General features: G+C 67.3%; 18 protein-coding genes. 12 read left to right on the plus strand and 6 right to left on the minus strand.

All coding sequences use genetic code 11. The features are described from left to right. Window position 1 precedes the first annotated feature (1 nt). Window positions 2-919 (plus strand): SDR family NAD(P)-dependent oxidoreductase, encoded by a 918-nt coding sequence (locus BUB57_RS13195; protein WP_073067786.1) that lies wholly within the window; start codon window positions 2-4, stop codon window positions 917-919. Window positions 920-1,134: 215 nt separating this feature from the next. On the opposite strand, the gene BUB57_RS13200 is transcribed toward BUB57_RS13195, so the two are convergent. Continuing rightward, on the minus strand, window positions 1,135-2,139 hold the full coding sequence (locus BUB57_RS13200) for a type VI immunity family protein (RefSeq protein WP_073067788.1): 1,005 nt from the start codon (window positions 2,137-2,139) through the stop codon (window positions 1,135-1,137). Window positions 2,140-2,588: 449 nt separating this feature from the next. Here BUB57_RS13200 and BUB57_RS13205 point away from each other — a divergent pair, with 449 nt between their 5' ends. Beyond that, window positions 2,589-3,056 (plus strand): hypothetical protein, encoded by a 468-nt coding sequence (locus BUB57_RS13205; protein WP_073067790.1) that lies wholly within the window; start codon window positions 2,589-2,591, stop codon window positions 3,054-3,056. 74 nt (window positions 3,057-3,130) lie between these two features. On the opposite strand, the gene BUB57_RS13210 is transcribed toward BUB57_RS13205, so the two are convergent. Continuing rightward, window positions 3,131-3,841: a tyrosine-protein phosphatase gene (locus tag BUB57_RS13210; RefSeq protein ID WP_073067792.1), complete on the minus strand. Its 711-nt coding sequence runs from the start codon at window positions 3,839-3,841 to the stop codon at window positions 3,131-3,133. A gap of 353 nt (window positions 3,842-4,194) precedes the next feature. Between BUB57_RS13210 and BUB57_RS13215 the strand changes: the two genes are divergently transcribed. From BUB57_RS13215 to BUB57_RS13235, 5 genes are all read left to right on the plus strand, one after another. Next, on the plus strand, window positions 4,195-5,052 hold the full coding sequence (locus BUB57_RS13215) for a branched-chain amino acid ABC transporter permease (protein ID WP_073067794.1): 858 nt from the start codon (window positions 4,195-4,197) through the stop codon (window positions 5,050-5,052). Then, window positions 5,049-6,044, plus strand: coding sequence for a branched-chain amino acid ABC transporter permease (locus tag BUB57_RS13220; protein WP_084732149.1), 996 nt, complete (start codon window positions 5,049-5,051; stop codon window positions 6,042-6,044). The genes BUB57_RS13215 and BUB57_RS13220 overlap by 4 nt, the downstream gene beginning before the upstream one ends. After that, window positions 6,041-6,739, plus strand: coding sequence for an ABC transporter ATP-binding protein (locus BUB57_RS13225; RefSeq protein WP_073067798.1), 699 nt, complete (start codon window positions 6,041-6,043; stop codon window positions 6,737-6,739). The genes BUB57_RS13220 and BUB57_RS13225 overlap by 4 nt, the downstream gene beginning before the upstream one ends. Continuing rightward, window positions 6,736-7,431, plus strand: a complete 696-nt coding sequence (locus tag BUB57_RS13230; RefSeq protein ID WP_073067800.1) for an ABC transporter ATP-binding protein — start codon at window positions 6,736-6,738, stop codon at window positions 7,429-7,431. The genes BUB57_RS13225 and BUB57_RS13230 overlap by 4 nt, the downstream gene beginning before the upstream one ends. 69 nt (window positions 7,432-7,500) lie before the next feature. After that, window positions 7,501-9,144 (plus strand): AMP-binding protein, encoded by a 1,644-nt coding sequence (locus BUB57_RS13235; protein WP_073067802.1) that lies wholly within the window; start codon window positions 7,501-7,503, stop codon window positions 9,142-9,144. Window positions 9,145-9,202: 58 nt separating this feature from the next. Here the strand turns inward: BUB57_RS13235 and BUB57_RS13240 are convergent, their stop codons facing one another. Together BUB57_RS13240 and BUB57_RS13245 are read right to left on the minus strand one after the other, a co-directional pair. After that, window positions 9,203-10,111, minus strand: coding sequence for an SDR family oxidoreductase (locus BUB57_RS13240; RefSeq protein WP_073067804.1), 909 nt, complete (start codon window positions 10,109-10,111; stop codon window positions 9,203-9,205). After that, window positions 10,098-11,030, minus strand: coding sequence for a 3,5-dioxohexanoate:acetyl-CoA acetone transferase (locus tag BUB57_RS13245; protein WP_073067806.1), 933 nt, complete (start codon window positions 11,028-11,030; stop codon window positions 10,098-10,100). Before BUB57_RS13245 ends, BUB57_RS13240 begins: the two co-directional genes overlap by 14 nt. Before the next feature lie 237 nt (window positions 11,031-11,267). On the opposite strand from BUB57_RS13245, the gene BUB57_RS13250 reads away from it, so the two are divergent. Then, entirely contained in the window at window positions 11,268-12,029 is a 762-nt protein-coding gene (locus BUB57_RS13250) for a glucose 1-dehydrogenase (RefSeq protein WP_073067808.1), read from the plus strand. Window positions 12,030-12,034: 5 nt separating this feature from the next. Beyond that, the gene (locus BUB57_RS13255) at window positions 12,035-12,499 is read left to right on the plus strand and encodes a PaaI family thioesterase (protein ID WP_073067810.1); all 465 of its coding nucleotides are present in this window, start codon (window positions 12,035-12,037) and stop codon (window positions 12,497-12,499) included. Between the two features lie 69 nt (window positions 12,500-12,568). Here BUB57_RS13255 and BUB57_RS13260 read toward each other — a convergent pair whose 3' ends face one another. Together BUB57_RS13260 and BUB57_RS13265 are read right to left on the minus strand one after the other, a co-directional pair. Beyond that, window positions 12,569-13,585: an NADP-dependent oxidoreductase gene (locus BUB57_RS13260; protein ID WP_073067852.1), complete on the minus strand. Its 1,017-nt coding sequence runs from the start codon at window positions 13,583-13,585 to the stop codon at window positions 12,569-12,571. 26 nt (window positions 13,586-13,611) lie between these two features. Beyond that, window positions 13,612-14,391 carry an enoyl-CoA hydratase-related protein gene (locus tag BUB57_RS13265; protein WP_073067813.1) on the minus strand — a complete coding sequence of 260 codons (780 nt, stop codon included), beginning with the start codon at window positions 14,389-14,391 and terminating at the stop codon, window positions 13,612-13,614. A 164-nt stretch (window positions 14,392-14,555) separates the two neighbouring features. On the opposite strand from BUB57_RS13265, the gene BUB57_RS13270 reads away from it, so the two are divergent. The 3 genes from BUB57_RS13270 (at window position 14,556) to BUB57_RS13280 (ending at window position 17,898) form a co-directional block, all read left to right on the plus strand. Then, complete coding sequence (locus BUB57_RS13270) at window positions 14,556-15,344, plus strand: SDR family NAD(P)-dependent oxidoreductase (protein WP_073067815.1); 789 nt, start codon at window positions 14,556-14,558, stop codon at window positions 15,342-15,344. Between the two features lie 266 nt (window positions 15,345-15,610). Then, entirely contained in the window at window positions 15,611-16,855 is a 1,245-nt protein-coding gene (locus tag BUB57_RS13275; protein WP_073067817.1) for an acyl-CoA dehydrogenase family protein, read from the plus strand. Further along, window positions 16,852-17,898, plus strand: a complete 1,047-nt coding sequence (locus BUB57_RS13280; RefSeq protein ID WP_073067819.1) for a phosphotransferase family protein — start codon at window positions 16,852-16,854, stop codon at window positions 17,896-17,898. Before BUB57_RS13275 ends, BUB57_RS13280 begins: the two co-directional genes overlap by 4 nt. The last annotated feature ends 11 nt before the right edge of the window (window positions 17,899-17,909 follow it).

Here is a 17,909-nt window from a genome sequence, read left to right on the forward strand (position 1 = left end):
CATGACCAAGGCAATGCAGGGCAAGGTGGTCCTGGTAACCGGCGCCGGCCGCGGCGTCGGGCGCGGCATCGCGCTGGACATGGCGCGGGCCGGGGCGGCGGTGGTGGTCAACGACCTGGGCGTGGCGCTGAGCGGCGCCTCGGAAAGCGGCCTCAGCCCGGCGCAGGAGGTGGTGGCCGAGATCGAGGCCATGGGCGGCCAGGCCATCGCCGACGGTCATTCGGTCGCCGACTGGGACGGCGCGCAGGCGATGGTGCAGTCGGCGCTTGACACCTTCGGCCGCATCGATGCGGTGGTGAACAACGCCGGCAACCTGCGCGACGTGCTGTTCCACCGCATGTCGCAGGACGAGTTCGATTCCGTCGTCGCCGTGCATCTGAAGGGCACCTTCAACGTCAGCCGCGCCGCCGCCCCGCATTTCAAGGAACAGGGCTCGGGCGCCTATGTGCACATGACCTCGACCTCGGGGCTGATCGGCAATCTGGGGCAGGCGAACTATACCGCCGCCAAGCTGGGCATTGCCGGGCTGTCCAAGGCCATCGCCATCGACATGCAGCGTTTCGGCGTGCGCTCGAACGCGGTCGCCCCATTCGCCTGGACGCGCATGGTGTCCTCGATCCCCGACGAGACGCCCGAGCAGAAGAAGCGCGTCGAGGGGCTGAAAAAGCTGGTCGCCGAAAAGATCGCGCCTTTCGTGGTGGCGCTGACCTCGGACGCGGGCAGCGAGGTCACCGGCCAGATCTTCGGCGTGCGCAACAACGAAATCTACCTGTTCTCGCAGCCGCGCCCGATCCGCACCGCCCATACCTCGGACGGCTGGACGCCCGAGGCCGTGGCCGAACGGGTGTTCCCGATGTTCCGCAACGACTTCTACCCGCTGCACAAGTCGGGCGATGTGTTCACCTGGGACCCGGTCTGAACCCGGCGCGAACCGATGCCGGCGGGGCGCTCGCTGGACGGGGCGCGCTGCCGGTCCGCGGGCGGGCCGGCGGCGCGGTGATGGCGCTGGCCGGGCTGTTGCTAAAGCGCGCCCGGAACGCTGATCCTCGACGCTGCTGGCAAGCCCGCGCCATCACCTATGCCCGCATCTGGCCGACAGGACGCCGTCCCCACTCGGTCCCTCCGGCACAGCTTTCACCTAATTTCAGATACGGACCCTGCGGCGCGATCGTCCCCGTCGAAGCGAAAGATCCAGCCCATCGTCTCGCGGTGACGATCCAGCTTTGCGGGCAGCTTGAGCAGGTCGCCGGGGCGGTTCCGGTATCCGGCGAAGATAACCGGGCGCAGGGCGGCGCTGACAGCTTGGTAGGTTTCGGGGATGCCGTCCTGCTGCAGATCGCCCATCTGCGGATGATCCCCGGCGCGGACGACGATGCCGCCGTCGAAATCATGCAGGGAAAACCCGGGCGCGGCCGGGGCGATCTCGGACCACGCCCGGGACAGGCGTTCGGCAAGCCGCTCGCGCCCGCCGATGGCCGCCAGCGCGGCCTCGCCCAGCACGGTCAGCCAGTTCACCGCCTGGATGCAGCCGGGCTTCCGGTTCAGGTTGAACGCGCCGAGATGGTCGAGCCCGCAAAATCGCGACAGGACCGGCCAGCTTTCATCGGGCCATTGCAGCTCCATTCCCGGCTCTGCAATCAGGGCGAAACCGGCGGTTCCGTAATCGGGCCTGACCATCGACGCCCATTCCACCACGGCGGCAACATGGCGGTCGGGGTCTTCCTTGATGGCCGAGGCGGGCGTGGCGGCGGTGAAATAGGACAGCAGCTCTGGCGCATAATCCCCGGGCAGCTGGGCGGTGGCGTGCCAGAGGGGGATCTTCCGATCCTCGCAGACCGTGATCCCGAACACCTCGCCGGGCGCAGCTTTGGCTGCCTGCTGGCGCTGCCGTTCCGGGAAATCCGCCCGGGCGATGTTCGCCAGGCGCTTGGAGCCGTTGGGCAGGATGCGGGTGAGATGCGGGCCGGCAAGCCGGGCATAGGCGGCCAGCGCCTCGACCGCCGCGACCCGCACCTGCGGCCGGGTGCCGCCGGGGAAAAACAGCTGCGTCTGCAGGCCGATGCGCAAGACCGGATTGCCGCTGTGGCGGTGGGGGATCAGCGCCTCGTCGAGGTTTTCGTAATCGGTGCGGCGATCCATGCTCAGCCCCGTGGCCGAAGCATCGGAAGCACAGTGGCGCGCCGGGCGCCGCCAGCAGACAGCCGGGCAAGCGCCATGGAACCGGGCAGGTCTTGGGCAGGGCGGGTTTCGGCCATGGGGTCAGCTCCGATGCTTCATTCGGGCCAATCGTAACGGTTCGGACAGCACAGCGAAGGCGCGTGTCCCCTCACTGGACGGCTAGGCTATCTCACCGGCGAAATCAAACGCAGGCGCCGGAAGCAGCCTCGGCCCATGATCCGGGCGGAGGGCAGGAGGAGTAGGTGCCCCCGGGCTGGGATGGAACGGATATTGCGCCCTTGGCACCAAATGGCGGATCATCAAGGGGTGAGTGTTTCCGGACCTGCTGCCCGGCTGCGATCCCGGCCCAAAAGGTCGCCGGCGTGCCTCTGGAAGGCCGCAGGGCGGCGGCAGGATGCGAGGGGGAAAAGATGGACAGTTTCACCCGGTTCATCCCGGACGGGAACGAACTCGACGCCGGGGCGATCGGCGCCGCCGGGCTTGCGGCCCTGCCGTTTCCCGAATGGGCGAGTCCCGACGACATCGTGGCGGTCGGCAGGCTGGCGGGGGCAGAGCGTGCGGAGCTCTGGAGCTGTCAGCATCAACAGGAGCCGCACCATCTTGCGGGGCTGAGCCTGGACGACGCCGGTCGGCAGTCTTTCGATCTCGGCTACGCGCATGTGCTGGTCGCTTTCGAGTCCGCGGAAACCTATGTCTGGCAACCGCTCGATCACGAGTTTTTCGTCGTCTTCGCGCCGCCGCCGATCCTGGAGACCATCCGCTCGGCCGGACTCTTCCCCCATGATTTCCACGCATATGCCCGCGAGGACTATTTCAGGGGCGCACGGTCCGACTATCTGGTGACAATGGAAAGCCGCTATACGGTCGTGCCGTCCTGATACGGCGTGGCACGCGCTGCGGCGCGAGTTGAGAGGGCCAGCAGCCGAAAGACCAACCGCCCCCGCTTGCAGGCTCAGTCCAGAAAACGCCGGCGCAGGGCAGTCAGCGCGGCCTCGTCCAGGCCGATCTTCTGGCGCAGATAGGTCTCGGGCGTCTCGATGCGGTCCAGGAAGGCGTCCAGGTAAGCCGTTTCAACTGTAATGATCGGGCGCAGCGCGGGATTTTTTGCTGTCGACAGCTGCGGGTGGCGCAGGCGGATGCTGGCGGCGATATCGCCATAGGCGTCGTTGCTGAGCAAATAGTCGCCGTCGATCGCCTCGCGCCCGACGCCAAGCGCGCTCAGCAGCAGCGCCACCATGACCCCGGTGCGGTCCTTGCCCACGGCGCAATGGATGTAGATCGGCCCGTCGCTGGCCAGCAGGTCCGAGAAGACCGCCTCGAACGTCGGCTGGAACAGGCGGGGCAGCTCGCCGTAGATCCCCAGCATCGCGGCGCGGTTGCTTTCGGCGCTGGCGGTGCTGTCGCGCATCATGCGGATCGGCGCGGCAAGGTCGATGTCGTGCTGGCGGACCGGATGGCGCAATCCCAGCCCGCGCAGGGCCGAGGGGCGGTCGGCCTCTTCCCGACGGTTGCGCAGGTCATAGACCGTGGTCACCCGGTGGTTGCCCATCAGCAGCGCCGCGGCCGGATCGGTGACCGCGCCGCCGCGGAAGATCATTCCCGGTTTGATCCTGCGGCCCTCATGGCCCCGCAGGCCGGCGATCTCGCGGAAGTTCAGCAGCATTTCGCCCCGTCCTTTCTGGAATTGTCCATGTGCCGATGCCTTGCCGGACTGCGCCGGGCGAGGCGTGCCATGCCGGCCATGGATGGGCTTTCCTCACCCGCTTTTCGTGCATGTCGATCCAGATGTATGCTAGCGAATTATGCGCCGGCAAGGAATATTTGTCCCCCGGTGGCTTGGAGTCCCGCAGCGGGTCACCACGCGCAGACCGCCACTTCAGCATGTTGACTGCTAGCATACAGTTTGCTAGCTATTTAACTCTCGACGTTGCCGGCGGCCGAGACGTCGCAGCGGAACCGCCGGGGGCCGCAGGCAGTCCGGCCGGTCGGGAGTTTTTCGCTTTGGGAGGGGCGGGAATGATACCCACATTGATCCTGAACGCGCTGGCAGTCTCGTCACTCTATATCATGATGGCAAGCGGACTGGCGCTGATTTTCGGCCTGCGGCGGGTGATGAATTTCGGCCACGGCGCCATCTACATGGTCGGCGCCTATCTGGGCTACACCATCGCCTCGGGCATGAACTTCTGGGCGGCGCTGGTGATCGTGCCGCTGCTGATGTCGGTCCTTGGCGTGCTGCTGGAGCTGGCGGTGCTGCGGCCGCTGGAGCGGCGCCAGCAGATCGAGGTGGCGCTGATCACCTTCGGCATCGGCATCGTGATCGCGCAGATCGTGATTCGCATCTATGGCGGCACGCCGCTGTCGGTGGCGGCACCGCCGCTGCTGGCGTCCTCGGTCAAGATCTTCGGCGCGGATTATCCGGTCTATCGGCTGTTCATCACCGTAGTCGGGCTGTGTTCCGTGGTCGCGCTAGCGGTCTGGCTGAACGCCACCCGGACCGGCATGTTCGTCCGCGCCGTCAGCCATGCGCCCGACGTGTCGTCGATGATGGGGATCAACGCCAACCGGCTGAGCCTGCTGATCTCGATGCTTTCGACCGCGTTTGCCGGGCTGGCCGGGGTGCTGGTCGGGCCGTATCTGTCGATCGACCCCGGCATGGACGTGGCGATGATCATCACCTGCATGATCGTGGTGGTGATCGGGGGGACCGGCTCGATCTGGGGGGCGATCTTCGCCGCGCTGATCCTTGGCTTCGTGCAGACCTTCGGCACCGTCTACCTGCACGAGATTTCGGTGCTGCTGCCCTATCTGATGCTGGTCGCGATCCTGGTCTGGCGCCCGCAGGGCCTCAACTTCGGAGGAGGCGCGGAATGACCAGCCTTCCCCTGTCCCGCCGCCCGGTTTCGGCAATGCGCTGGCCCGTGCTGGGCGGTGTCGCGCTGGCCGTCTTTCTCGCCGGTTTCCTGCTGCCCGGCTATCTCGAGGGTGGCTATCTGCAGTCGATGCTGAACAACGGGCTGATCACTGGGATCCTGGCGCTGTGCGTGGCCTTCATCATGCATCAATGCGGTTTCGTGCTGTTCGGGATCGCCGCCTATTACGGGCTTGCGGCCTATGCCTGCGCGATCCTGGTCAACAGCTTCGGGTTTCCCGCGATGGCTGCGGCGGCGGTGGCGCTGCTGGTCACGCTGGCCGCGGCCTTCCTGGTCGGCGCCATCGTCATCCGCGTCAAGCCGCTGGCCTTCATGATGATCTGCCTGTCGCTGGCCGAGCTGATGCGCCACCTTGTCGCCCTGCCCAGCCTGCGCAGGACCACCGGCGGCAGCGACGGGCTGCTGTTCATGCCCGAGGGGCGGGTGTTCGGCATCGACGCCGTGGACCTGCTGGACACCGGGCAGGTCTGGCCGCTGATCTGGACCGCGACCTGGGTGATCGCCGGCCTGTTCCTGATCGTCGCGAGCTCGCATTTCGGGGTCCGCCTGCGCGCCATCAAGGAAAACGAGGAACGGATGCGGTTTTCCGGCTTCGACACCTATTGGCCGCGGGTCTTCGCCTTTGCCGGGGTGGGTCTGGCCGCGGGCGTCGCCGGGGTAATCCAGGCGCTGGCCACCGGCTTTGCCTCGCCCGAGATGTTCAGCATCATCACCTCGACCAACGCGCTCTTGGCAGCGATCACCGGCGGCGTGTCCTCGGTCGTCGGGCCGGTCATGGGCGGGGTCATCTATACCTGGGCGATCAGCGAGTTCGGGGCGCTGGGCTATTCGCAGCTGTTCACCGGCATCGCGGTGATCCTGGTCATGCTGTTCATTCCCAAGGGCATCCTGCACCCGCTGCGGCTGCTCGGCCGGAAAGGGGGGCGGGCATGATCCGCGTCGAGAATCTGACGGTCGCCTATGGCGCCTTCAAGGCGCTGACCGACATCTCGGTCGATCTGGGCCGGCGCGGGCAGGTCCATTCCATCATCGGGCCGAACGGCGCCGGGAAATCGACCTTCATGGATGCCATCGTCGGCAAGCGCCGTCCCAGCGCCGGACGCATCTTTTACAAGGACCGCGACATCAGCGGCGACAGCATCCAGCGGCGCCGCAAGGACGGCATGGCGCGGTCGTTCCAGAAGACCTCGATCTTTCCCGGGCTGACTATCCTCGAACAGCTCGATCTGGTCGCGGCGCATCTGAACGAACCCGACCTGGGCGCGATCATCGACACCATGGACCTGCGCGAGGTGCTGCATCTCGAAGCCGCGCGGGCCGCCTACGGCGTGCAGCGCCGGGTCGACGTGGCGCTGGGGCTGATCGGGATGCCCGACATCCTGCTGCTGGACGAACCCGGCGCCGGGCTGTCGGCCGAGGAAACTGCCAATCTGTTTCGGCACCTGCGCAAGCTGGCGGCCGAGCGCGACATCGCCGCCGTGGTGGTGGAGCACGATGTCGAGGCGGTGTTCGCGCTGTCCGACGTGGTGACCGTCCTTGACCTTGGCCGCCATCTGGCGACCGGCACGCCCGCCGAGATCCGCGCCAATCCGCAGGTCGTCGCCGCCTATCTGGGGACCGCAGCATGAGCTTTCTGGAAATCTCGGACCTCACCTCGGGCTATGGCAAGGCCACGATCCTGCGCAACCTGTCGCTGTCGGTCGATCGCGGCGAATCGGTGGGGATCGTCGGGCGCAACGGCGCCGGCAAATCGACGCTGCTGCTGTCGATCTTCGGCCAGACCCGGGTCTTCGGCGGCGAGATCCGCGTCGCCGGCACCCGCATAGACCGGCTGCCCGCCTATCGCGCCGCGCATCTGGGGGTGTCGTTCTCGCCCCAGGGGCGGATGATCCTGCCCAACCTCACGGTGCAGGAAAACCTGTGCATGAGCCTGGCGACCGGCCGCAAGGGCGACTGGACGCTGGAAGGGGTCTTCGACCTGTTCCCGGTCCTGCGCGAACGCGCCCGCCAGCCGGGCATGGCGCTGTCGGGCGGGCAGTTGCAGATGCTGGCCATCGGTCGGGCGCTGATGGCCAACCCCGAGGTGCTGGTGCTGGACGAGCCGACCGAGGGGCTGGCCCCGGTGCTGGTCGACGTGCTGACCGAGGCGCTGCTGAAGGTGCGCGCCAGCGGCACCGGCATCCTGGTGGTCGAGCAGCATCACGCGCTGATCCGGGCGGTCACCGACCGCTTCGTGGTGATGGCGAAGGGCGAGATCAGGGGCGGCGGCACCAGCGCCGCTATGGCGGCCGAGGAAAACGCCCATCTGTTCGAGCTGTAGGCGCCCGGCCCTGGCTGTGACCTGAAGAAGTTGGTCCGTGGCAACAGGCCCGCGGGCGGGAGGAAAGCGATGTCACATCTCATGGGTCTGAGCATGGACCTGCCGCTGTTGATCTCGGCGATCAACGAGCATGGCGCCGAGGCGCATGGGCGGACGGAAATCGTGTCTTACGATCTGGCCGGTCAGCGCCACTGCTACAGCTTTCTGGACATGAACCGGCGCAGCAAGCGGCTGGCCAATGCGCTGACGGCGCGGGGCATGGGCCTTGGCAAGCGGGTCGCCACGCTGGCCTGGAACACGCATCGGCACATGGAGATCTTCTATGGCGCGACCGGGATGGGTTGTCCGATCCATACCGTCAACCCGCGCCTGACCACCGAGCATCTGGAATACATCATCAACGAGGGCGGGGCCGAGGTGCTGTTCCTTGACGCGGACCTCGTGCCCCGCGCGGTCGAGCTGGCCGGGAAGCTGCCGCAGGTCCGTCACTTCGTGGTGCTCGAGCCGCGCGAAAACCTGCCCGACGGCGGGCCGCTGGCGCTTGAATCCTACGAGGACTGGCTGGCCGCGGAACCCGACCAGTTCCAGTGGCCCGAGTTCGACGAACGTTCCGCCTCGACCATCTGCTTCACCTCGGGGACCACCGGGCTGCCCAAGGGCGTCGTCTATTCGCACCGCGCCACGGTGTTGCAGACGATGACCTTCACCTCGATGGGGTGGCTGCCGCCGACGCGGCGGGGCAAGCCGGTGCTGCTGGCGGTGGCGCCGATGTTCCATTCCAACGCCTGGAACTTTCCCTTCGGCGCGCTTTACGCCGGCGTTCCGCTGGTGCTGCCGGGCCGCAACCTGTCGCCGGGAAACCTGCAGCGGGTGATCGCGGACGAAGGCGTGACCTGCGCCGCCATGGTGCCCTCGATCCTGACCGGCATCATTGAGCATATCCGCGCGAACGAGCTGGATCTGGGCCGGCTGGAATCCGTGGTGACCTCGGGCGCCGGCGCGGCGCCCAAGCTGATCGCCTGGCTGCACGACCATGGCATCGCCACCACCCACAGCTGGGGGATGACCGAATGCATGTTCGGCACCTCGGGGGCGCTGCTCAGCCTGCACGCCGACCTGCCGCTGGAAGAGCGGATGCCCTATCTGCTGAAGGACGGCCGCCAGACCGCGCTGACCCGGATCAGGATCGTCGATGACGAGGGCAATGTCCTGCCCCGCGACGGCACCACCCGCGGGCATCTGCGCGTCCGGGGGCTGTGGGCGGCACGGGGCTATCTGAACCACCCCGAGGATTGCGCGCTGGACAGCGACGGCTGGCTGGTGACCGGCGACATCGCCACCATCGACCCCGACGGCTATCTGAAGATCGTGGACCGCGACAAGGACCTGATCAAGTCGGGGGGCGAGTGGATCAGCTCGTCCGATCTGGAAAAGATCGCGGCCAGCCATCCCGACGTGGTGCAGGCGGCGGCCATCGCGGTCAACCACCCGAAATGGCAGGAACGGCCGCTGCTGATCGTGCAGCTGCGCGAGGGCGCGGTGCTGGATACGCGCGCCATCCTCGAGCTGATCGGTGCGCAAGTGGCGAAATGGTGGGTGCCCGACGACGTGGTGCAGATCGCCGCGTTCCCGCTGAGCGCGACCGGCAAGGTCCGCAAGATGGATCTGCGCGAAACCTACGCCGACTATTACAACCAGCCCGGCAGCGCCTGACCGGCTGAAAGCGCGAATGAAAAAGCCCGCCGGTCGGCGGGCTTTCCTTGTGACGCGATCAGGCCTTGCGGCCCTGCTTTTCCTTTTCGGCCGAAGCTCGCAGCGCCTCGCGCGCCGCCGCCCAGTCCTCGGCGCTCATGTCCGAGAGATCGGCAAAGGTCGAGGGCGCGGCCAGATGGTGGCCGCCATCCACGGCGATGGTGGCGCCGTTGATATAGCTGCAGGCATCTGACATCAGGAAGGCGGTCAGGGCGCGCAATTCATGCATCTGCCCGAAGCGGCGCAGCGGCACTTTTTCCTTTTGCGTCGCGCCCACCGACGAGCCGGGGATCGGGTTCAGCTTTTCCCAGGCGTTCGGGGTCGGGAACGGCCCGGGCGCAATCGCGTTCAGGCGGATGTTCTTCGGCCCCCATTCGACCGCCAGCGACATGGTCATCGCCTGGATCGCCGCCTTGGACATGGCGGACGGCGTGACGAAGGCCGAGCCGGTCCAGACCCAGGTCACCAGGTTCGACAGCACGGTGCCGGGCAGCCCGCCGGCGATCCAGCGCTTGCCGCAGGCCAGCGTGGCGTAGAACGAGCCGTCCATCACCGTCTGGGTGATCGCCTGATAGCCGCGGGGGCTGAGCGTCTCGGTCGGCGCGATGAAATTCGCCGCGGCATTGTTGACCAGCCCGGTCAGCGGGCCGCTGTCCCAGATCTTCGCCACCGTCGCATCGACGCTTTCCGGGTCGCGGACATTGGTGATGAGGTAGTCGGCCGCGCCGCCCTCGGCCGCGATGGTCTTGCAGGCCTCGGCCAGCACCTCCTCGCGCCGGCCGCAGATGAAGACATGCGCGCCAAGCGCGGAGAAGCCGCGCGACATTTCCAGCCCCAGCCCGGTGCCGCCGCCGGTGACCAGGATGCGCTTGCCCGCCAGCAGGTCGGGCTTGTAGGGGCTTTGCGCGCGGATCTCAGAACTTGACATGGGCGGCTCCTTTCAGGCCCAGCAGGGCGCGGGCTTCATCGGGGGTGGCGGTCTCGATCGACAGCTCGTTCAGGATGCGGGTGATCTTTTCGACCTGCTGGGCGTTCGACCGCGCCAGCTCGCCCTTGGCGATATAGATGCTGTCCTCCAGCCCGACGCGCACATGGCCGCCCAGCGTGGCGTTGGTCACCGCCATCGGCATCTGGTGACGGCCCGCCGCCAGCACCGACATCACATATTGGTCGCCGAACAGCCGGTCGGCGGTGCGGCGCATGTGCAGCAGATGTTCGGTTTCGGCGGCGATGCCGCCAAGGATGCCGAACACGCCCTGCACGAACAGCGGCCCATCGACCAATCCGCGATCCAGGAAATGCGCGAGGTTGTACAGATGCCCGACATCGTAGCATTCATATTCGAAGCGGGTGCCCTGTTCCGACAGGGCGCGGATGCCGCGCTCGATCTGGGTAAAGGTGTTGGACAGGATGAAGTCCTGCGTCATCTCCAGATAGGGGCGTTCCCAGTCGTGCTGGAACTCCTTGATCTTGCGTGCCGCCCCCGAGATGTTGAAGTTCAGCGAGCCCATGTTCATCGACGCGAGTTCCGGCGCAAAGGCCAGCGCCGGCGCCAGCCGGTCCTCGAGCGACATGCCCAGGCCGCCGCCAGTGGTGATGTTGACCACCGCATCGCAGTTGTCGCGGATGCGCGGCAGAAAGCGGGCGTAGTCCTCGGGCTTTTGCGACGGCGCGCCGGTGCCTTCGACGCGGGCGTGCAGGTGCAGGATCGCCGCGCCGGCGCGGGCGGCGTCGATGGCTTGGGTGCCGATGGCCTCGGCGCTGACCGGCAGATGCGGGCTCATCGTCGGGGTGTGAATCGAGCCGGTGATGGCGCAGCTGACGATCACCTTGCTGGATGGGCGCATGGCTTCCTCCTCCTCGGGGACGGCGGGCCGGGGCGCGCTGCCATGGCCCTGGGTCCAATTTCGTTTGCTTACTTATGGTATTTACGTAAACTATATCTGTAAAGCGCCGCGCGGGGTCATGGCGGAAAATACTGTTGCCAACAATTGTATGCTAGCATATCGTATCCGTGTTAAATTCATGCGGCCGGGACAGGACCCCCAGTCGGATGCCGGGCCCTGCCATCGGAGGAGAGATCAATGTCCAGCACAAGCAGAACCGCCATCGTCACCGGCGGCGGGCAGGGAATCGGGCGTGCCATCACCCTGCGCCTTGCCAACGAAGGTTACAACGTCGCCATCTTCGACCTGAAACCCGAGCTGGCCGAGGATACCGCCGCCGAGGCCCGCGCCAGCGGCGTCACGGTCAAGGTCTACGGGCTGGATGTGGCGGACGAGGCCGCGGTCAACGCGGCGGTCGCCGATGTCGAGGAAAAAGTCGGCCCGGTCTGGGTGCTGGTGAACAACGCCGGCTGGGACAAGCCCGCGATGTTCCTGCAGACCGAAAGCGACCTGTGGGACAAGATCATCGCCATCAACCTGCGCGGCCCGCTGAACACCCACAAGGCGGTCTGCCCGCATATGGTCGGCCGCAAGGGCGGCCGGGTCATCAATATCGCCTCGGACGCGGCCCGCGTCGGCACCTCGACCGAGGCGGTCTATTCCGCCTGCAAGGGCGGGGTGATCGCCTTCACCAAGTCGATGGCGCGGGAACTGGCGCGCAGCAACGTGCTGCTGAACGCGGTCTGTCCGGGGCCGACCAACACCCCGATGATGGCTTCGGTGCTGGGCACTGGCGAGGATGCGGTGAAATGGAAGGACGCCATGGTCCGCGGCATCCCGCTGCGCCGCATGGGCGAGCCCGAGGATTACGCGGGCATCGTGGCTTTCCTCGCCTCGGATGATGCGGGGTTCATCACCGGCCAGACCATCTCGGTCTCGGGCGGGATGAACATGATTTGACGCAGATGCGCGACGAGCCGCAGGCGGCCGACGACCGGGAGGCGAACAATCCGCCCCCCGGCTTTGTGCCCTTGAACCCCTGTTCCGAGGCAGAGCTTCTTTCGGGTCCCTATTACGTGCGTCTGGACGAGGATGCGCCCGCGATCGGGTTCAGGGTGCATCGCCGGCACCTCAATCGCGGCGGCATGTGCCACGGCGGGGTTCTGGCGACGCTGGCCGACATGAACATCACCCCGATCAGCCGCCGCGAGGATCTGGGCGAGGTCAATCCGACGATCTCGATGACGCTGGACTATTTTGCGCCGGTGGTGCTGGGGCAATGGGTCGAGGCGCAGCCCCAGATCCTGCGCCGCACCCGCAACATCCTGTTCAGCCGCTGCGTGCTGACCGCGGACGGCGTGCCATCGGTGAACGCCAGCGTGGTCTACAAGATCGGCCGGAAACGCGACGGGGACAAGGGCGCATCCTGAGCGGCCTTCGGCCCGGCAGGCTGCACGCGCAAGGGCGGGCCGGGGCGACAACCCGGCCCGCCGTGCGTTTTACAGCCGCACCAGCTGCTTGCCGTGGTTGCGCCCCGACATCATCCGCAGAAAGGCTTCGGGCGCCGTTTCGATCCCCTCCAGCACGTCCTCGCGGAATTGCAGATGCCCTTGCTGGTGCCATTTCAGCAGCCGGGCGAAGGCCTCGTCGCGGCGGTGCCACCAGTCAAAGACCACCAGCCCCTGCACGGTGGCGCGGGTCACCACCAGCCGGGCGCTCGATCGCAGGCCGATATCCTCGGACGCGGGCTTGTCGATGACGGCGATGCGCCCGACGATGGCCACGCGCGCGAAATTGGCCAGATTGGCCAGCACCGCATCGTGGATCGGCCCGCCGGTGTTGTCGAAGAAGAAATCCACCCCCTCGGGGCAAGCATAAGCGACGGCGGCACCCAGGTCCGGTGCGGTGCGATAGTTGATCCCGGCGTCGAAGCCGATCGAGCGGCAGTAGTCCAGCTTGTCGTCGCTGCTGGCCACCGCAACCACCCGCGCGCCCATCAACTTGGCGATCTGGCCCGCGATCTGCCCGACCGCGCCCGAGGCGGCGGACACCACCACCGTGTCGCCGGGCTTCGGCCGGCCGATCTCGAACAGCCCGATATAGGCGGTGAGCCCTGGCATCCCCAGCCAGGACAGCGCAGCCTGCGGCGGCGCGTCGGGCAGCACCCGGTTCGCGGCGGCGGTGCCGCCCTGATCGGGCGCGATCACCGCATATTCCTGCCAGCCGAGGTTCATCGATTCGACCAGCTCGCCCACCTGCCAGCCGGGGTGGTTCGAGGCGATGACCTCGCCCACGCCACCGCCGTGCATGGTTTCGCCGGGGCGAACGCCGGCGGTGTAGTTCTTCGCCGGGCTGATGCGGCCGCGCATATAGGGGTCCATCGACAGCCACAGCGTGCGCACCAGGATCTGGCCCGGACCGGGTTCGGGGACCGGGTTCTCGACCAGCCGGAAGTTGTCGGCCCGCGCCGGGCCCTCGGGATAGCTGTCCAGCACCCAGCTGCGGTTCATGGTCATGCTGCCGTCCTTCCGGTTGGGAATGTTCAAAGAAACCCGCGCGCCCTTGCCACGCGCTCAAGATTGCCGGTGCCCTGCATCAGGATCTGGCTGCGGTTTTCCAGCTCGATCGCGGCGGCAAGGCTGCCGGCCTCGAGATTGGCCCACATCCCGCGCTTTGTCAGCCAGGTGTTCAGGCGGCCGTTCTCGGCGATGGTCTCGGCCAGTTCCATGGCGGCGGGCATCAGCCCCGCGGCGGTGGTGGTCTTGTGGACCAGCCCGATGCGCCCGGCCTCGTCGGCGTCGACCATGCGGCCGGTCAGCATCATCTCGAACGCGCGCGAGGTGCCGATGGCGCGAGGCAGCAGATAGCTGACCCCGATATCGCAGCTGGTCATCCCCACCTTGATGAAGGCGGCGTTGAACCTTGCCCGGTCCGAGCAGATGCGCAGGTCGCAGCCCAGTGCCAGCCCCAGCCCCGCGCCGCAGGCGGCGCCATTGACCGCGGCGATCACCGGCTGGGGCAGCGCCCGCAGCCGGGTGACCAGCTGGGCGAAATGTTCCTGCCGCCCGGTCCAATAGGCGGCGGTCGCGACCGGATCCTCGCCGGTTTCGGCCGCCGCATTCAGGTCGAAGCCGGCGCAGAAGCCGCGCCCCTCGCCGGTGACGATGACGGCGCTGGCGTCAGAGCGGCCGATCCCGTCGAGTGCGGCGAAGAACGCATCGACTGCGGCGTCGTCAAAGGCATTCAGCCGCTCGGGGCGGTTCAGCCGGATCACGGTCACGCGCGGATGGGTGTCGTCCACAAGCACGGGGTCTTGCAGCATAATCGCCTCTTTTGCCGGGGGTTTGCGGTTCGCAGGATGATAACCATGCAAACTAACATGGCAAGCGCGGTGCGCAATATCGAAAGCTTGTTTACTTTATGATAGCTAAACTTCACACTGATCCCGATATGCGGACCGGGGAGAGAGGTCCGGGAGGAGGTAGCGTGAAACGACTTGAGGGCCGCAGGGCCATCATCACCGGCGCCGGCAGCGGGATCGGCCGCGCCAGCGCGCTGCGCTTTGCGGCCGAGGGCGCGCTGGTCATGGCAGTGGGCCGGCGCGAGGCGCCGCTGCAGGAAACCGCCGAGCTGGCGTGCGCGGCGGGCGGCATCTGCATCGCCCATGTCGCCGACGCCGGCGACGAGGCCGCCATGCAGGGCGCCATCGACCGCTGCGTGCAGGAACTGGGCGGGCTGGAGGTGTTTTTCGCCAATGCCGGGAACACCGATTCCGTCACCCCGTTTCTGGAACAGACCGTCGCGCAGTGGCAGGCCATGTTCAGCGACAACGTGGTCCCGGCCTTCATCGCCTGCAAGCTGGCCGGGCGCCATATGGCCGAGCATGGCGGCGGCTCGATCATCCTGAACTCTTCCACCGGATCGCTGCGGGCCCGCGGCGGCACCGAGGCTTACGGGGCGGCCAAGGCGGCGGTGAACCACCTGACCATGACCGCGGCCTGCGCCTTTGCCGGCCGCAACGTGCGGGTGAACGCGATCCTGCCGGGGCTGACCGAGACCGGCCTGACCAAGCCGATGTTCGACTGGGCGCGGACCGCGGGGAAAGAGGACCGGCTGGGCAAGCTTACTCCCCTGCAGCGCCCGGGCCATGTGGACGACATGGCGGCGGTGGCGGCGTTCCTTGCCTCGGACGATTCGGCCTATATGGACGGGCAGCTGCTGCCGGTGGACGGGGGGATCTCCGCCACCCACCCGGCAGGGAAGTTCGTCTACTGACCGCCGGACCGGCCGCGCCCCGGTGCGGCGGTTTCGCATGGGGCGGATGCAAGGCTTGACGGCGGCAATTCCGCCATGCTTCAGTATCGTAAGCTAGTATATCACATTCGATCCGGCCCCACCCGCATCTCTGCAGGCGGCGTGCGTCCGGCAGGGCGGTCCCGCCGCCCGACGAACAGGCGGCGGACCCCGCCGCGGTCAAAGCTTCGCGCAGGCGGCTGGCGACGGTCGGCCCCCGCATTCCTCAAACCCGCAGGAACAGTCACATGGATTTCGAACTGCCGCAGGCCATCACCGACAAGCTCGCCGAGCTTGACGCCTTCATCGAGGCCGAGATCAGGCCGCTGGAACGCGAGAACGCCAGGTTCTTCGACCACCGGCGCGAATATTACCGCACCGATTGGGAAAACGACGGCGCCCCCAGCAAGGAATGGCGCGCGCTGCTGACGGAGATGGAGCGCCGGGCCGACAAGGCCGGGCATCTGCGGCTGTGCCTGCCGGAAAGCTGCGGCGGGCAGGCGGCCGGCAACCTGATGAACGCGGCGATCCGCGAACATCTGGCCGCCAAGGGGCTGGGGCTGCACAACGATCTTCAGGATGAAAATTCGGTCGTCGGCAACTTCCCCATCGTGCCCGCCATCGCGAAATACGGGACCGCGGACCAGCAGGTCTATATCGAGGGCATCATCACCGGCGAGCGCCACCTGAGCTTTGCGCTGACCGAGCCGCGCCACGGCTCGGACGCGACCTGGCTGGAAACCAGGGCGGTCCGCGACGGCGACCACTGGGTCATCAACGGCCGCAAGCGCTGGAACAGCCAGGTCGGCCGCGCGCAGGCGAACCTGGTCTTTGCCCGCACCAGCGGCAACCCCGGCGAGGCCCGCGGCATCACCGCCTTCATCGTGCCGACCGACACCCCCGGCCACCGCATCGTGATGAACCACTGGACCTTCAACATGCCCACCGACCATTCCGAGGTCGAGCTGAAGGATGTCCGCGTCCCCGACAGCGCCATCCTGCATGTCGAGGGCGAGGGGCTGAAGATCGCGATGATGTTCATCCACGAAAACCGCATCCGCCAGGCGGCAGGCAGCGTCGGCGCCGCCCGCTACTGCATCCAGGAGGCGGTGAAATACGCCAGGGAACGGGTGCTGTTCGGCGAATCCCTTTCCTCGCGACAGGCGATCCAGTTCCCGCTGGCGGAACTGCACGCCGAATGCGAGGTGATCCGCAACTACGTCTTCCGCACCGCCTGGAAGATGGACCGGCAGGACCCGGCCACGATGTCGGACGAGGTGTCGATCTGCAACTACCTGGCCAACAACCTGGTCTGCCGGGCGGCGGATTTCGCCATGCAGGTGCATGGCGGCCTGGGCTATTCCCGGCACATGCCGTTCGAGCACATCTACCGCCACCACCGCCGCTACAAGATCACCGAGGGCTCGGAAGAGGTGCAGAAGCGCCGCATCGCCCAGAAGCTGTTCGGTTTCCGCGGCCGGAGGGCGGAATGAGCGCGCCCCCCTCAACCCCGGCGGCCGATTTCGACCCCGAGGCGCTGCGCGGCTTTCTTGGCGGCTTCCTGGGGCGCGAGGTGTGCGATCTGACGGTGGCGCCCACCTCGGGCGGGATGTCGAACCCGACCTATTTCGTCACCGCCGACGGCTGGCGGGCGGTGCTGCGCAAGCAGCCGGGGATGAAGCTGGCCAAATCCGCCCATGCCATCGACCGCGAGTTCCGGGTGATGGGCGCGCTGCAGGGCAGCGCCGTGCCGGTCCCGCAGCTTTATCATTACGAAGAGGACCCGGGCCTGCTGGGCACCCCCTTCTACCTGATGGAGTGGCTCGACGGCCGCATCTTCACCGAATACGCGCTGCCCGGGCTGGCCCCGGAGCAGCGGGGGGCGATCTACCGCTCCATGGCCGCGACGATGGCGGCGGTCCACAGCCTCGACTTCCGTGCGGCGGGGCTTGGCGATTTCGGGCGGCCGGGGAATTACTTCGAGCGCCAGATCAGCCGCTGGTCGCAACTCTGGCAGCAGTATCGCAAGGGCGACGACGACAACCCGGCGCTGGACCGGATGCTGGGCTGGCTGGGCGACCGCATCCCCGACAGCGAGCTGCTGGCGCTGTGCCACGGCGATTGCCGGATCGGCAACCTGATGTTCCACCCGACCGAACCGCGCGTCATCGGCGTGCTGGACTGGGAGCTTTCGACCCTCGGCCATCCGCTGGTCGATGTCGCCTTCAATACGCAGGCCTGGCACATGGCCCCCGATGAAAACGGCGGCTTGCTGGGCATCGAGCTGGCGGCCGAAGGAATCCCGGCCGAGGCGGATTATCTGGAAGGCTACTACGCCGCCGCCGGCACCACCGAACGGCTGAGCGATTTCCACCGCATCTTTGCGATGTTCCGCGCCGCGGTCGGCAGCGCCGGCGTCGCCTATCGCGGCGAACTGGGCAACAGCACGCTGCCCGATTCCGCGCAGGTTGGCCGCCGGCTTGCCGCCGCCTATGCTCGCCGCGGGATGGAGATCGCGGCCCGCAGCGGGCTTTAGGGGGGAACCGG

The sequence above is a fragment of the Paracoccus solventivorans genome (assembly GCF_900142875.1).
In the GTDB taxonomy this organism is placed as follows: Bacteria; Pseudomonadota; Alphaproteobacteria; order Rhodobacterales; family Rhodobacteraceae; genus Paracoccus; species Paracoccus solventivorans.